The organism is Croceibacterium segetis (assembly GCF_011320115.1).
GTDB lineage: Bacteria > Pseudomonadota > Alphaproteobacteria > Sphingomonadales > Sphingomonadaceae > Croceibacterium_B > Croceibacterium_B segetis.
This window is the reverse complement of sequence record NZ_JAANOZ010000011.1, coordinates 1-13,879: the sequence shown is the minus strand read 5'-3', so window position 1 is coordinate 13,879 and position 13,879 is coordinate 1. Positions and strand designations below refer to the sequence as shown.

General features: G+C 67.3%; 18 protein-coding genes and 2 tRNA genes. 12 read left to right on the top strand and 8 right to left on the bottom strand.

Annotated features, from left to right (window positions below; translation table 11 throughout):
• Position 1: 1 nt before the first annotated feature.
• The 4 genes from G7B69_RS12465 to G7B69_RS12450 all read right to left on the bottom strand — a co-directional run bounded on the left by G7B69_RS12465 (position 2) and on the right by G7B69_RS12450 (position 2,393).
• A complete protein-coding gene (locus G7B69_RS12465; protein WP_166179767.1) occupies positions 2-631 on the bottom strand; it encodes a class I SAM-dependent methyltransferase in 630 nt (209 codons plus the stop codon).
• Between the two features lie 87 nt (positions 632-718).
• Complete coding sequence (locus tag G7B69_RS12460) at positions 719-1,063, bottom strand: arsenate reductase family protein (protein WP_166179765.1); 345 nt, start codon at positions 1,061-1,063, stop codon at positions 719-721.
• Entirely contained in the window at positions 1,060-1,614 is a 555-nt protein-coding gene (locus G7B69_RS12455) for a (2Fe-2S)-binding protein (protein WP_166179763.1), read from the bottom strand. The genes G7B69_RS12460 and G7B69_RS12455 overlap by 4 nt, the downstream gene beginning before the upstream one ends.
• Before the next feature lie 23 nt (positions 1,615-1,637).
• A complete protein-coding gene (locus tag G7B69_RS12450) occupies positions 1,638-2,393 on the bottom strand; it encodes a class II aldolase/adducin family protein (RefSeq protein WP_166179761.1) in 756 nt (251 codons plus the stop codon).
• A 105-nt stretch (positions 2,394-2,498) separates the two neighbouring features.
• Between G7B69_RS12450 and G7B69_RS12445 the strand changes: the two genes are divergently transcribed.
• Genes G7B69_RS12445 through G7B69_RS12415 form a run of 7 tightly spaced genes read left to right on the top strand, consistent with a single transcriptional unit; the run spans position 2,499 to position 8,215 of the window.
• The gene (locus G7B69_RS12445; protein ID WP_166179759.1) at positions 2,499-3,044 is read left to right on the top strand and encodes a VOC family protein; all 546 of its coding nucleotides are present in this window, start codon (positions 2,499-2,501) and stop codon (positions 3,042-3,044) included.
• Between the two features lie 9 nt (positions 3,045-3,053).
• Entirely contained in the window at positions 3,054-4,343 is a 1,290-nt protein-coding gene (locus G7B69_RS12440) for an MFS transporter (protein ID WP_166179757.1), read from the top strand.
• 21 nt (positions 4,344-4,364) lie between these two features.
• Positions 4,365-4,910 (top strand): 2,4'-dihydroxyacetophenone dioxygenase family protein, encoded by a 546-nt coding sequence (locus G7B69_RS12435; protein ID WP_166179755.1) that lies wholly within the window; start codon positions 4,365-4,367, stop codon positions 4,908-4,910.
• Positions 4,911-4,924: 14 nt separating this feature from the next.
• Positions 4,925-5,464, top strand: a complete 540-nt coding sequence (locus G7B69_RS12430) for a 2,4'-dihydroxyacetophenone dioxygenase family protein (protein ID WP_166179753.1) — start codon at positions 4,925-4,927, stop codon at positions 5,462-5,464.
• Positions 5,461-6,312: an SDR family NAD(P)-dependent oxidoreductase gene (locus G7B69_RS12425; RefSeq protein ID WP_166179751.1), complete on the top strand. Its 852-nt coding sequence runs from the start codon at positions 5,461-5,463 to the stop codon at positions 6,310-6,312. The genes G7B69_RS12430 and G7B69_RS12425 overlap by 4 nt, the downstream gene beginning before the upstream one ends.
• A 10-nt stretch (positions 6,313-6,322) precedes the next feature.
• A complete protein-coding gene (locus G7B69_RS12420) occupies positions 6,323-7,213 on the top strand; it encodes an MBL fold metallo-hydrolase (protein ID WP_166179749.1) in 891 nt (296 codons plus the stop codon).
• Entirely contained in the window at positions 7,214-8,215 is a 1,002-nt protein-coding gene (locus G7B69_RS12415) for an alcohol dehydrogenase catalytic domain-containing protein (RefSeq protein WP_166179747.1), read from the top strand.
• Here G7B69_RS12415 and G7B69_RS12410 read toward each other — a convergent pair.
• Positions 8,212-8,556: a winged helix-turn-helix domain-containing protein gene (locus tag G7B69_RS12410; RefSeq protein WP_166179745.1), complete on the bottom strand. Its 345-nt coding sequence runs from the start codon at positions 8,554-8,556 to the stop codon at positions 8,212-8,214. The two genes, G7B69_RS12415 and G7B69_RS12410, sit on opposite strands and share 4 nt — an antisense overlap.
• Before the next feature lie 55 nt (positions 8,557-8,611).
• On the opposite strand from G7B69_RS12410, the gene modA reads away from it, so the two are divergent.
• Genes modA through G7B69_RS12395 form a run of 3 tightly spaced genes read left to right on the top strand, consistent with a single transcriptional unit; the run spans position 8,612 to position 10,693 of the window.
• Complete coding sequence (gene modA, locus G7B69_RS12405; RefSeq protein WP_166179907.1) at positions 8,612-9,388, top strand: molybdate ABC transporter substrate-binding protein; 777 nt, start codon at positions 8,612-8,614, stop codon at positions 9,386-9,388.
• On the top strand, positions 9,388-10,089 hold the full coding sequence (gene modB / locus G7B69_RS12400; protein ID WP_166179743.1) for a molybdate ABC transporter permease subunit: 702 nt from the start codon (positions 9,388-9,390) through the stop codon (positions 10,087-10,089). The genes modA and modB overlap by 1 nt, the downstream gene beginning before the upstream one ends.
• Positions 10,079-10,693: an ATP-binding cassette domain-containing protein gene (locus G7B69_RS12395; protein WP_166179741.1), complete on the top strand. Its 615-nt coding sequence runs from the start codon at positions 10,079-10,081 to the stop codon at positions 10,691-10,693. The genes modB and G7B69_RS12395 overlap by 11 nt, the downstream gene beginning before the upstream one ends.
• A gap of 7 nt (positions 10,694-10,700) precedes the next feature.
• Here G7B69_RS12395 and G7B69_RS12390 read toward each other — a convergent pair.
• A tRNA-Thr gene (locus tag G7B69_RS12390) sits at positions 10,701-10,776 on the bottom strand.
• A 201-nt stretch (positions 10,777-10,977) separates the two neighbouring features.
• On the opposite strand from G7B69_RS12390, the gene G7B69_RS12385 reads away from it, so the two are divergent.
• Complete coding sequence (locus tag G7B69_RS12385; protein WP_166179739.1) at positions 10,978-11,922, top strand: MBL fold metallo-hydrolase; 945 nt, start codon at positions 10,978-10,980, stop codon at positions 11,920-11,922.
• A gap of 10 nt (positions 11,923-11,932) precedes the next feature.
• On the opposite strand, the gene G7B69_RS12380 is transcribed toward G7B69_RS12385, so the two are convergent.
• Both G7B69_RS12380 and G7B69_RS12375 read right to left on the bottom strand, forming a co-directional pair.
• Entirely contained in the window at positions 11,933-13,396 is a 1,464-nt protein-coding gene (locus tag G7B69_RS12380; protein WP_166179737.1) for an MDR family MFS transporter, read from the bottom strand.
• 28 nt (positions 13,397-13,424) lie between these two features.
• Positions 13,425-13,498, bottom strand: a tRNA-Cys gene (locus tag G7B69_RS12375).
• A gap of 116 nt (positions 13,499-13,614) precedes the next feature.
• On the opposite strand from G7B69_RS12375, the gene G7B69_RS16850 reads away from it, so the two are divergent.
• Positions 13,615-13,879, top strand: a 265-nt coding sequence (locus G7B69_RS16850; protein ID WP_243415158.1) for an FAD-dependent oxidoreductase, incomplete at its 3' end; no start/stop codon positions are given.

The window sequence follows — 13,879 nt, the reverse complement described above, 5'->3', positions numbered from 1 at the left end:
GTCAGGCTTCCTGCCAGCCCCAGCACAGCAGGCACGGCGGGATGTTCCACCAGGCGAAGCCGGTCTCGATGCGCTTGAAATGACGCGCGGTGAGATCGCGCGCGGTGGCGCTGAACTGATAAGTCAGGAACGCCCCGCCCCGGCGTACCACCCGGTGGGTCGCCGCGGCGATCGCCGGTCCGACCCCTTCGGGCAGCGTCGAGAAAGGGAGGCCCGAGAGGACGTAGTCGGCCTTGTCGTAGCCGAGTGCCTGGACGATGGCCTCGACGTCCTCGGCCGAACCGAGGACGGGGTGGAAGCGGCTGTCACGGATCGTCCGCTTGAGATAGTCGATGAACAAGGGGTTGGTGTCGATCACGAGGAGCGCACCGTCGCGCGGCAGGCGGTCGAGCACCGGGCGGCAGAAGGTGCCGACGCCGGGGCCGTATTCGACGAACAGCTTGCATTCGTTCCACTTCACCGGCGCGAGCATCTTGTGAATCGTGTTGCGCGACGAGGGAATGATCGAACCGACCATCCGCGGATGCTCGAGAAACCCGCGGAAGAACACGCCCGCCGGCCCAAGCGCCTCGGCGATCTTCCGCCTGAGCTTCACGCCGGTGCGACGTTCGGCGAGCTCGTTACCGTTCATACAAAATCGTGCCTCTCGTGATGCCCCGGCATGAGGGGCGCGGCCGGGCCGGGGTTTGCAGATTAGGCGGCGCGATGCAACAGGCGGTCAGAGGATTTCGTTGACCCGTTCGGGCGGGCGGCACAGGCGAACGCCCTTGTCGGTCTCGACCAGCGGCCGCTCGATCAGCCGGGGATCGGCGACCATCGCGTCGAGCACTGTGGCGTCGTCGGCGGTCGTGAGGCCGCGTTCCTCGGCGTCGGTGCCGTACGTGCGCACGCCCTCGCGCGGGGCGATGCCGGCATCGCGATAGAGCTGGACGAGCTTGTCGCGGCCCGGCGGGTTCTTGAGGTATTCGAGCACCTCGAGATCGACGTCGCCGCGACCCTGGAGAATCTCCAGCGTCGCACGCGACTTGCCACAGCCGGGGTTGTGCCAGATCGTCGCCTTCATCGTGTCTCCTCGCGTCCATCGTTGCGCATCGCCGGCACCGCGGAGGCGGCATCGGCCGGGCTTATCCCGGGAGCGGGCGCGGCGCTGATTCGTTCCTGCCGAGCCGTAACTCGCGCGGCGCGCTGGATCGCCCGCACCAGCCGTTGGTACACTCCGCAGCGGCAAAGGTTCGGAATGGCCTGCCTGATCTCGTCGTCGCTCGGCGCGGCGTTCTTCGCCAGCAACGACGCGGCGGCGATGGCGATTCCGGGCGTGCAGAAACCGCACTGGATGGCCTGTTCGGCCACTAGGGCCTGCTGCACCGGGTGGGAACGGTCGCGACTGAGGCCTTCGATGGTGACGACCACCCGGCCCTCGGCCTCGCCGAGCGTGATCAGGCAGCTCCTCAGCGCCTCGCCGTCGACCAGCACCATGCACGCGCCGCAATCGCCGACGCCACAGCCGTACTTCGTGCCGGTGAGATTGGCCGCGTCGCGCAAGGCCCACAGCAGCGGGGTCGACGGATCGAGGTCGAAGCGCAGCGGCCGCGCGTTGACGGTCAGGCTCGGCATCGGGTCGTCCTAGCGAGCGCGGATCAGTCGCGCCAGCCGCGGTCGGCGGTGTCGAGCTTGCGCTTCCACGCCTCGAAGTCGAGCTTGCCGAACTCGGCGGTGAGCATCTGGTCGCGGTCGCGCTGGTGCACCTCGATTACGTCGGGCGGCACGGTGATCGGCTTGCCGAGGGCATTGGTCTTGACCTGGATCTCGCAGGCGCGCTGCAACATGTAGTAGCTGAGGAACATCGCCGGCAGCGTCGGCGCCATCACCACGGGCCCATGGTTGCGCAACATCAGCACCTGATGGTTGCCGACGTTCTGGATCAGTCGCTCGCCCTCCTCGGCGCGCACCGTGATGCCCTCGAAATCGTGATAACCGATGGAGCCCTCGAAGAAGCACGAATAGAAGTTGGTCGGCGTCAGCCCCTCTTCGCTCGAGCACACCGCCATCGTGTCGGGGGTGTGCGTGTGGACGATCGCGTGCGCCCACGGCAGGTGCTTGTGGAACACCGAATGCTGGGTGAAGCCCGCCAGGTTGACCGGATAGGGGCTGCCGCACAGCTTGTTGCCCTCGCTGTCGATCTTGACCAGGTTGCTGGCGGTCACCTCCGACCACAGCAGGCCGAACGGGTTGATCAGGAACGCTTCCTCGCCCGGCACGCGCAAGGTGATGTGGTTGTAGATCGACTCCGACCAGCCGAGCATGTCGAAGATCCGATAGCAGGCGGCGAGGTCCTGCCGCGCGGCCCATTCGGCGGCGCTGCACTGGAGGTCACGCTTTATCTGGGTGGCCATATTTCGTCTCCGTTGGCCCCTGCCTAGCACGGCGTGATTGACTTTGTCGCGCCGATTGGCGAGCCATTGCCGAACCCCGGACTTGATCCGGGGGTGGAGAGGCACATGGCAGACGAGCTCGGCTACGGCCAGCCGATGGGCGGCATCGCGCAGACCGCGTTCGTGGTCGAGGATCTGCCCTCGGCGATCGACCATTGGGTGAAGAACACCGGCGCCGGGCCGTTCTTCGTGCTCGACCATTTCCTCGTGCCCGGCCAGACCTATCGCGGCGAGGAATCCACCGCCGACATCACCATCGGCATGGGCTTTGCCGGGCACATGCTGATCGAACTGATCCAGCCGCTCGACAACAACCCGAGCGTCTATCGCGAAACCATCGCCCACCGTGGCTACGGCTTCCATCACTTCGGCCTCGCCAGCGCCGACGTCGACGCCGACAGCCTCGCCTACCAGGCGCGCGGCTACACGGAAGCGTTCCGCGCCGCGGTGCCGACCGGGGGCGAGGTGGTCTACCTCGACAACGGCGCCGGCGTGCAGTGGGGCTTCCTCGAGCTTCTTCCGGTCACGCCAGGCATGGACGAGACCTTCACCCGCTTCTGGAAAGCCAGCCTCGGCTGGGACGGCAGCGATCCGGTTCGTTCGTTCCTGTAAGGATAGTCGATGAGCAGCAAACGCAATTCCCCCGGATACCAGGCCTGGCTCGTCGGGCTGCTGAGCGTCAATTTCGGAATCGTCTTCTTCGACCGCAACTCGCTCAATTTCCTGATGCCCTTCGTGCAGCCGGACCTGCACTTGTCGAACAGCCAGGTCGGCTACGTCGCCGGCATCTTCAGCTTCATCTGGGCAATCGCCGCGTTCGGCGTCAGCCGGGTGTCGGACATCGTCGGCAACCGCAAGCTGCTGTTGGTGATCGCCACCGCGGCGTTCTCGGCGTGCTCGTTCCTCACCGGCCTTGCCGCGACCTTCGCCATGCTGATCGGTGCGCGCATCCTGATGGGCCTCGCCGAAGGCGGGGTCATGCCGATCAGCCACGCGATGGTCGCCAGCGAAGTCGATCCGGCCAAGCGCGGGCTCGCCCAGGGCGTGGCGCAGAACTTCGGCTCGAACTTCTTCGGCTCGTTCGTCGCCCCGGTCGTGCTGACGATGCTGGCGCAGGAGTACGGCTGGCGCGAGGCGTTCTACATCGCAGGCATTCCCGGCCTAATCTGCGCTGCGCTGATCTGGTTCACGCTCAAGGAGCCGGAGCACGAGGAAACTGAGCCGGTACCCTCGGTCAACTCGTCGGCTCCGCCCACGCCGCACGCGACCGGCAAGGGCATCGGCGGCTACATCGCGGCGATCTGGGAAGCGCTGCAGATCCGCAACATCTGGATCTGCGTGGTCATGGGCGTGGTGCTCGTCGCCTACCTGGTAATCACCTGGGCGTTCATGCCGCTCTATCTCACGCAGGTGCGCGGCTACAGCGCCAGCGACCAGAGCTGGCTGATGGGCACGCTGGGCATCTCGGCGACGCTCGGCAGCTTCCTCACCGCGGGCCTTTCCGACGTGATCGGCCGCCGCCCGGTGATGATCGCGATGCCGTTCATCTCGCTTATCCTGCCGCTCGGGGCGATGTACTACACCGGGCCTTACGCCGGCATGGTGGCGATCTTCTTCGTCGGCTGGGCGCTCAACGGTATCTTCCCGCTGTTCATGGCCACCGTTCCGTCGGAGAGCGTGCCGCCGGTTATGGCGGCCACGGTGTTCGGCCTGTGCATGGGCGCGTGCGAGATCATCGGCGGCGCCGGCGGACCGGCTATCGCCGGCGTGTTCGCCGACGCCTACGGCCTGCAGGCTCCGCTGTGGATCATGGTCGGGCTGACACTGGTCGGCGGCCTGTTCGCCTTCGGCCTCAAGGAAAGCGCGCCGCGCGTGCTCGCCAAGCGGGGGATGACGCCCGCCGCAGCCTGAACGACTGAGAGAGGAATACCGATGCCCGAAGCTCCCACCACCGAGCCGTGGAAAGGCACGCCGCCGGTCCCCCACGCGCTCCGCCCGGGTGCCAAGCCCGAAGCCTACTTCGCCAAGATCGCCGAGGGCGACGAGCGGCTGTGGGTGCCGATCGGACGGCCGCAGGTGGAGGACGTTTATTCGAAACCGGTGTGGATCAGCCCGACGCTCAACATGTGGGCAGACGTGCTGATGGCCAAGAAACCCTGCATCGTGAACCGGCACTACCACCCCAAGCCGATCTGGGCGTACACGATCAGCGGCAAGTGGGCCTACCTCGAGCACGAATGGACCGCGACCGCGGGCGACTTCATCTTCGAGACCCCTGGCGAGAGCCACACGCTGGTCAGCTACGAGCACCCTGACCCGATGAAGGTTTTCTTCGTCGTTTCGGGCCCGCTGATGTGGCTCGACGAGCAGGGCAACACCGTCGGCCACTACGACGTGTTCGACTACATGAAGGACGCCCGCGCCCACTACGACGAAGTCGGCGTGGGCGCCGACTACCTCGACACCCTGATCCGCTGAAAGGAGCCGCCCCAATGGCCAGCCAGATGAAAGCCCCGCCGAACACCGAGCAGCGGATCGTCGACGTCCCGTTCAACTACAAGGACCTCGTCCGCGCGCACACGCCGGGCGGGCGCTACATCGACGCCGAAAGCGACAGGGACAGCCCGTGGGTGCCGTTCGGCGACAGCGCGGCGATCAAGCACCTCGCGTTCGACGTGCGCCAGAACGCCTATTCGAACATCCTGTGGATGAAGGGCCCGGGGACGATCGGCACCCACTTCCACCGCGGCACGGTGACGATGGTCTGCATCACCGGCTCGGTCCGCTATCTCGAATACGACTGGGTCGCTTCGCCCGGCGGGCTGATCTTCGAAGTGCCGGGCGAAAGCCACACGCTCGTCACCGACCACCCCGAGGGCTGCAAGCTGTGGGGCTGGATGGTCGGCCCGATCGAGTTCTACGACAACCAGGCGCAGTTGATCGAGACGGTCGACGTGTGGTGGATGATCAACCACTACGAGAGCTACTGCAAGGAGCAGGGCATCGCGGTGAACCCGAAGCTGTATCTGTGAGCGAAGGCCCCAAGACCCTCGACCAGTTCGACATCCGCGGCCGCTCGGCGCTGATTACCGGGGCGGCGAGCGGGATCGGGCTCGCCTATGCCGAATGCATGGCGGAAGGGGGCGCGAAGGTCACGCTGACCGACATCGACGCAGCAGGTGCCGAGCGTGAGGCCAAGCGGCTGGTCGACGAAGGCTATGAAGCACGCTGGGACGTGTGCGACGTCGCGCAACTCGATCAGGTGGCGCAGGCGTTCGACAACCACGTCGCTGCTTACGGCGGTTGCGACATCGCCTTCGCCAACGCCGGGCTCGATGTCGGCAACGGCTTCTGGACCCCCGAAGGCATGCGCAATCCCGCCGGGCAGATCGACGTCTACGAGCCCGAGCGGTGGTACAAGTCGATCGGCATCAACCTCACCGGCGTGTTCCACACCGTGCGCGAGGCGGCGCGGGTGATGAAGGCCAATACGCAACGCCGTGGTGGCGCCATCGTCATCACCAGCTCGAACGCCGCCGAGGTCAACGAGGCGATCGTCGGCGTGCCCTACATGGCGGCGAAGGCGGGCGTGAAGCACTTCATGCGCCACGCCGCTTACGAGCTCGCCGCGTATGGCATCCGGGTGAACGCCATCGCGCCCGGCCCGTTCGTCACCAATATCGGCGATGGCTGGGTCAAGAAGAACCCCGCGGCGAAGAAGGCGTGGGACGAGCTGGTCCCGGTCGGGCGCATGGCCGAAACCTACCAGATCAAGCCGCTCGCGCTGCTGCTGGCGAGTGACGCCGGCAGCTACATCACCGGCGCCCACGTGATGATCGACGGCGGCATGCAGCTCGGGCCGGTCAAGCCGCTGAATTGAGGGGAAGCTCATGAACCGGATCGTCGGAGTCGCCTTTGCCGCGTTGGCATCGCTTGCCTCACCTGTCGCTGCGCAGGACAAGCCGCCACTCAAGATCGAAGTGCTGCGCACCAGCGCGGGATCGCTCTATTCCAACGCTACCCTGATCGAGGGGGAGCACGATGCCGTGCTGGTCGATCCGCCTTTCACCAAGGCCGACGCGCACCGGGTGGTCGCGATGGTGCTCGACAGTGGCAAGCGCCTCACGACGGTGTTCGTCACCCACGACCACCCGGATCACTACTTCTCGATGGACGTGATCGCCGAGGCCTTCCCAGACGCGCAAATCGTCGCTCATCCGACCGTTGTTGCCGACATCTGGCGCTCGCTGCCGTTCAAGGTGAAGCGCTGGAGCCCGATGCTTGGAGCGAACGGCCCCGCGCACCCGAGCGCGCCCGCGGCCATGACCGGCGACACGATCATGCTCGAAGGTCATGCGCTCAAGGTGCTCGGGCCGATGCAGGGCGATCACGTCCATGCCACGGCCTTGTGGGTGCCCGACATCAAGGCGCTGATCGCCGGCGACCTGGTCTACAACCAGATGTTTCTGTGGTTCGGCGAGCATAGCCCGGCGGACATTGCCGCGTGGGACAAGTCGCTTGCGCAGTTCGAGGCGCTAAAGCCGGAGATCGTCGTCGCCGGGCACGCCAAGCCGGACCTGCCCAACGATGCCAGCGGGATCGCCTTCAGTCGCAAGTACATCGCCGCCTGGCCCGGCCTGGTTGCCGCCTCAAAGGACTCGAAGGACCTGCAGGCGCGGGTGAAGGCCGCTTTCCCCAACTCGATCGACATCCTCGATGGCTTCTTGCTGGTAAACTCCAGCGAAGTCGCCAAGGGCGAACAACCCCGCTGGACCGAGTAGATGCGGGCGGTCGTCTTCCAGGAGCTGCACAAGCCGCTCGCGCTTGAGAGCTTGCCAGATCCGACCCCCGGCGATGGCCAGGTGGTCGTCAAGGTCGGCCGTTGCGGCATCTGCGGCTCCGACCTCCATATGACCGAGGATGCCGCCTACGGCTGCAAGCACGGCGACGTGCTCGGCCACGAGTTCGCCGGCGAGGTCGTGGCGCTCGGTAAGGGCGCCGAGGGCCTCAAGACCGGCGATCTCGTTTCGGTGATCCCGCTCAAGAGCTGCGGCCATTGCCAGCACTGCCGCAAGGGCGAGGTCCAATGGTGCGCGCAGTTCGGCCTGCAAGGCGGCGGCTATGCCGAATTCGCGCTCACGCGACCAAACCAGTGCATCAAGCTGCCCGCCGACCTGTCGCTCGCCGACGGCGCGATCATCGAGCCGCTGGCGGTGGCGCAGCACGGCGTCAACCTCTCCGGCCTGCAACAGGGTGACAAGGTCCTGGTCCTCGGCGCCGGGCCGATCGGCCTCGCCGTGGCCTTCTGGGCGAAGCGGCTGGGTGCCGCCAAGGTCGCGATCCAGGACATCGCCGAATTCCAGCAAGCCCGCGCGCTCGAGATGGGCGCCGACGTGTTCGTCGTCGATCCGGCGGACCCAGTCGGCAGCGCAGAGCGCGCGCTAGGCGGCCAGGCCGACATTGTTTTCGAGTGCGTCGGCATTCCCGGCCTGATCGAGCAGGCGGTGAGCCAGGTGCGCCCGCGCGGCACGATCCTGCTGCTCGGCCTGTGCACGAAGCCCGACACCTTCAACAGCTTCGCGATGCTCTCGAAGGAAGTGCGCCTCGTCACCAGCGCGTTCTTCACCGTGCCGGAATACCTGGCCTCGCTCGATGCGCTGGCGGAAGGCGCGATCGAGCCTCGGCTGCTGGTCACCGACACCATCTCGCTCGCCGAGACGCCCGAGGTGTTCGAAAGCCTCAAGCACCGCGCCAGCCAATGCAAGGTGCTGATCGCGCCTTAGTCCGGATGCGTGCGGATCATCTTCTCGAGCCGCTCGAACGCGGCCCCGTCGGCGGCGTGCTCGGCCCGCTCGGCCAGCGCGAGGTAATCGGCCAGCGCCGCCTCGCCCGCCGCCGTCACTCGCGCGCCCGAGCCCGAGCGCCCCTCGACCAGCGGCTCGGCGAAGCAGCGGTTCATCGTGTCGACGAGCAGCCAGGCGCGACGATAGCTCATCCCCAGCTCGCGGCCGGCAGCGGAGATCGAGCCGGTGCGGGCGATCGCCCGCAGCAACGCCGCCTTGCCCGGCCCCATGGCGATCTCGTCGCCGCAGTAAAGCTGTAGCTTCAGCTTGAGCCGCGCCATTTCCGCCTCCTCCTCGGCACTGGACCAGTTGTATACCGAGATATATAGCTCGCCAATGCTCAGCCGGTCCGTCGCCCGCATCCTAGCGCCCATTGTCATCCTCTGTCTCGCCGCCTGTGGTCCGAACGGTGTCGGCCCGAAGCCCCTCGTGGTGCTGGCCGCTTCGAGCCTTCAGGAAGCCCTTCAGGCGGAAGCCGATGCCTGGGCGAAGCAGGATCACCCTCACCCGGTGCTCTCGTTCGCCGCGTCTTCCGCGCTCGCCCGGCAGATCGAGAGCGGCGCGCCGGCCGACCTGTTCGTGTCGGCCGACGAGGCGTGGATGGATGCAGTCGAGACGGGCGGCGCTCTGCGGCCGGGCACCCGCCACGACCTTCTGGGCAACACCATCGTCGTGATCGCTCCCAAGGCCAGCGCGGCGACGGTCGATCTCTCCAACCCGGCAAGCATCGGCGCCGCCATCGGCAACGGGCGGCTGGCGATGGCCGATCCCGAAGCCGTGCCGGCGGGCAAGTACGGCAAGGCCGCGCTCGAGCATCTTGGCATTTGGGGCGAGCTCGCGGGCCGGATCGTCCGCGCCGAGAATGTCCGCGCCGCGCTCGCCCTCGTCGAAAGTGGCGAGGCACCGCTGGGCATCGTCTATGCGACCGACGCCGCGGCCTCCGCCAAGGTGCGCGTGGTGGCGACGTTCCCCTCCGGGAGCCATCCGCCGATCCGCTACCCGGTCGCGATCCTCGCCGCCTCCAGAAGCCCGCAGGCGGAGTCGTTCGAGCGGTTCCTCCAATCGCCAAGGGGCCGTGCGATCTTCGCCGGCTTCGGATTCGAACCCCTCTGATGGCCCCTTGGCCAACCTCCGCCGAATGGGCGATCGTCGCGCTGTCGCTCAAGGTCAGCGTGCTCGCGGTCGCGCTGACCGTGCCGGTCGCCTACGCCCTCGCCTGGCTGCTCGCCCGGCGGCGCTTTCCGGGGCGGATCCTGCTCGACGCGGCAGTGCACTTGCCGCTGGTGCTGCCGCCGGTGGTGACCGGCTGGGTCCTGCTGCTGTTGTTCGGTCGCACGGGGCCTCTGGGGCATTGGCTCGAGGAGACGACCGGCCTCGTGCTGGTGTTCCGCTGGACCGGCGCCGCCCTCGCCGCGGCGGTGATGGCGCTACCGCTGATGGTGCGGGCGATGCGCCTGTCGATCGAGGCCGTCGACCGCAAGCTGGTCGGTGCGGCGCGGACATTGGGGGCGACCCCGTGGCGCGCGTTCCTCACGATCACGCTTCCGCTCAGCCTGCCGGGGGTGCTCGCCGGGACCATGCTCGGCTTCGCCCGCTCGCTTGGGGAGTTCGGCGCGACGATCACCTTCGCCTCCAACATTCCCGGAGAGACGCGCACCCTGCCGCTGGCGATCTACACCGGGCTGCAGGTGCCCGGAGCAGAAGCGGCGGTGACGCGCCTGGCAATCATCTCTGTGCTGCTTTCGGTGGCCGCTCTGCTCGCTTCTGAACTCCTCGTGCGCCGTTCGCACGGAAGGCGCGCCCATGTCCTTTGACATCGCCCTGACCTACCGCGCCGGCGAGGGCACGCGCGAGTGCGAGATCGCCAGCGAGGCGAAGCTGGTGGCAATCACCGGCCCATCGGGAATCGGCAAGACCACGCTGCTCAACTGCATCGCCGGTCTCCACGAGCCGCTTTCCGGCCACGTCCGCATCGGCGGCGAGACCCTGTTCGACAGCGCCATCGGCATCGACCTGCCGCCCGAGCGCCGCCGCGCCGGCTACGTGTTTCAGGACTTGCGACTGTTCCCCCACCGCACGGTGTCCGCCAACCTGGCTTACGGAGAGCAGGCCGAAGCCGGGTTGATGACGCGCTCGGAAGCGCTCGATTTCCTCGGCATCGGCCACCTCGCACGGCGCTTTCCAGCGACGCTCTCGGGCGGTGAAGCCAAGCGCGTGGCGATCGGCCGTGCGCTCCTCGCCGCACCGAAGTTCCTCCTGCTCGACGAACCGCTGACCTCGCTCGATCCGCCGCGCGCCGAGGAGATTCTGCGCCTGATCGAACGCATCCGCGACGAGCTCGGCTTGCCGACGCTGCTCGTCAGCCACGCGGCCGCGGAGGTCGAGCGGCTGGCGGGCGAGGTGATCGTTCTCGATTGATGGGGTATGGTGCCGCCTACAGGACTCGAACCTGTGACCCCCGCATTACGAATGCGATGCTCTACCAACTGAGCTAAGGCGGCACAGCGCGGGCCCTTAATCGCCTTGGCGCGAGGCCGCAATCCCCGTGCTCGATTGACAAGCGTCGAGCGGCCGATAAGCCTGTGAGAAAGGGAGCAGGGATTCACCATTCCGCCGCCTGGGGGCGGAACATCGGAAGGGTAATCAAAGTGGGTCAGAACTGGAATATCGACCGCCGCGGTCTTCTGCGGACCGCGGGAGCGGTGTCCGCTGCTGCATCGCTCGCCACCTCGCGGATGGCGCTGGCCACCCCGGAAAGCGACACCAAGCTCTACATCCTCGGCTCGCGCGCCGGCCCCAGCGTCGGCGGAGCGCAGTACATGACGTGCTACGCGGTGGTCGTCGGCGACCGGGTCTATGTGGTCGACTGCGGCTACGGTGCCAGCGAGCAGCTGGTCCGCGGCGGACTGAAGCTGCAGGACATCCGCAACATCTTCATCACCCACAATCACCCGGACCATAACATCGAGCTCGGCACGCTGGTCTACTTCGCCTGGTACGCCGGGCTGACCCGGCCGCTCGACATCTACGGCCCGCCGCCGCTCCAGACGGTGCTCGACGGGTACCTGCAGGCGATCAAGCCAGACGTCGACGTCTGGCTCGACGACATCGGCCATCCACCGATGGGTCCGGTCACCGCCCACGAGCTCAGCACTCCGCAGGCGGTGATGGACGACGGCACGGTCAAGGTCAGCTGCACGCTGGTCAAGCACACGCCGATCTTCAAGTCGCTCGCCTATCGCATCGACACACCGGGCCGCTCGATCGCCTTTTCCGGCGACACCTCGCCGGTGCAAAGCGTTGTCGAACTGGCCAAGGGCGCCGACGTGCTGGTGCACGAGGCTATCTATCTCAATCCCAACCAGGCCCCGGCTCTCGCCGGCCGGACCGGCGATGCGCGCGTCGACAACCAGGAACGCGGCTCGGCGATTGCGGGGGACGCGCAGAAGCTTCTGCAGCACGTGGTCAGCTCGCACACGCCGATCGAGGAAGCAGGGCGGATAGCCCAAGAAGCCGGGGTGAAGACCCTGGTCATCGCCCACACCGTCTCGCTGATGCCGGGGGTCACCGACGGAATGTGGATCGCCGCGGCGAGGAAGCACTTCTCGGGCGAGGTCATCTTCGCGCACGACCTGATGGTGCTCTAGGGTCTGGACCTTAGCCGCCGTGCCCTTCGCCTCGCGGGCGCAACTCGACGTGGGGAACCCATAGCGCCAGCAAAAGGGTTGCGGCGGCAACGGCCAGCACGCCCCAGAAGGTCAGGTGCAGGCCCTCCCCCAGCGCCTGCTTGCTCGCCGCCAGCGTGGCCGATGAGCCGCCAGCGAGCGCGCGCTGGATGTCCTGCAGCGAGCCCGACCCGCCGCTGGTCAGACGCCAGTTGAGCAACCCGCCGAGCGCCGCGGCGCCAAGCGTGCTGCCGAGGTTGCGCGCGAACACGAAAGAGGACGTCGCCGCCCCGCGCTCCTGCCACTCGACGCTGTCCTGCACGATGATGATCGCGGCGGTGTTGAAGAAGCCCATGCCGAAGCCCATCACCAGCGAACCGAGGCCGGCGACGTAAGGCGACGTCGTCGGGCTGAGGAGGACGAAGGGCACGCCGCCGAGCGCGATCAGCGCAGCTCCCGCGATCAGCACCCGGCGCAACCCGAAGCGGTGGAAGTTGCGCGCGCTCCAGGTCGCGGCGATCGGCCAGCCGAGCACCATGGCGGTGAGCATGAACCCGGCGACGAGCGGCGAGCGGCCCATCTCGACCTGGACGTACATCGGCAGGAAGCTCGTCACCCCGATCATCGCCGCGCCGCTGAAGAGGCTCGCACCGTTGGTCGTCGCCATGACTCGCCGGGACCACAGCGAGAAGGCGATCATCGGGTCCGCTGCGCGCCGCTCCTGGAGCACGAACAGTGCCGCGCAAACGAGGCACACCGCGAGCGACAGCGCCGGCAGGAACACTCGGCCCGAACCGCCTTCGGTCAACAGCAGCATGAACGCGGCGACCGCGAGCGCGAACAGCACCGCCCCCGCTGCATCGACGCTGCGCTTCTTGTGTTCGACGTCCTCACGAAGGAAGAGGAAGAACAGTGCCGCCGAGGCGAGCCCGACGGGCACGTTGATCCAGAAGATCCACGCCCAGCTCAGGTGTTGGATGATCAACCCGCCCGCCAGCGGCCCGGCGATCGAGGAGACCCCCCACACGCTCGCCAGCCAACCCTGGACCTTGCCGCGCTCGCGTGCGGGGAACAGGTCGCCGACGATGGTCATCGTCACCGGCATGATCGCCCCGGAGCCGAGGCCCTGCACCAGCCGGAACGCGATCAGCGAGGGCATCGACCAGGCGAAGCCGCAACCGATCGAGCCGATCAGGAAAATGGCGATGCCCGCCAGAACCACGTGCTTGCGCCCGTAAAGGTCGGCCAGCTTGCCGAACAGCACGGTGGTAGCGGCCTGGGTCAGCAGGAACGACGAGAACACCCACGAATAGAGCGAGAGCCCGCCGATGTAGCGCACGATCTGCGGCATCGCCGTAGCGACGATAGTCTGCTCGATGGCGATCATGAACGAGGACAGCATGATCGCCGCGACGATCAGCGGGCGCCGCACCGGAGCTCTCGTGGCGCTGCTCATCTCAGGGTCGCCCGGCGCTGGAGGGGAGTGGAGGCCCGAGCCGGAATCGAACCGGCGTGCAAGGATTTGCAGTCCTCTGCGTAACCACTCCGCCATCGGGCCTCACGCGGAGTGGGCGCCCTAGCGAATGCCCTCCCGGGGCGCAATGCGAAAGCCGCCGCGCGGCTTGCCTCTCCGCGCTCGAGGGCATAGCACTTCGGTGAAATTGGGAGCGCAACGTGGCCGACGACAAAGACGTGAAGTTGCAGCGGATCGCCGGCCACAGCGAGGAGCGCTTCCTCGGCTCCGACGTGTTCGAGAGCACCCGGCACACCCTGCCCCCGCCCCGGCGCGGCGGCACGATCCGCGAGGAGGCGCGCGAGATCGACGTCTATCACAAGTGCGATGTGGTGGTGATCGGCGGCGGCCCGGCGGGTTGCGCAGCGGCGTGGGCTGCCGCGAAGGCCGGCGCCGACGTGACGCTGGTCGAGCGCTACAACTGTC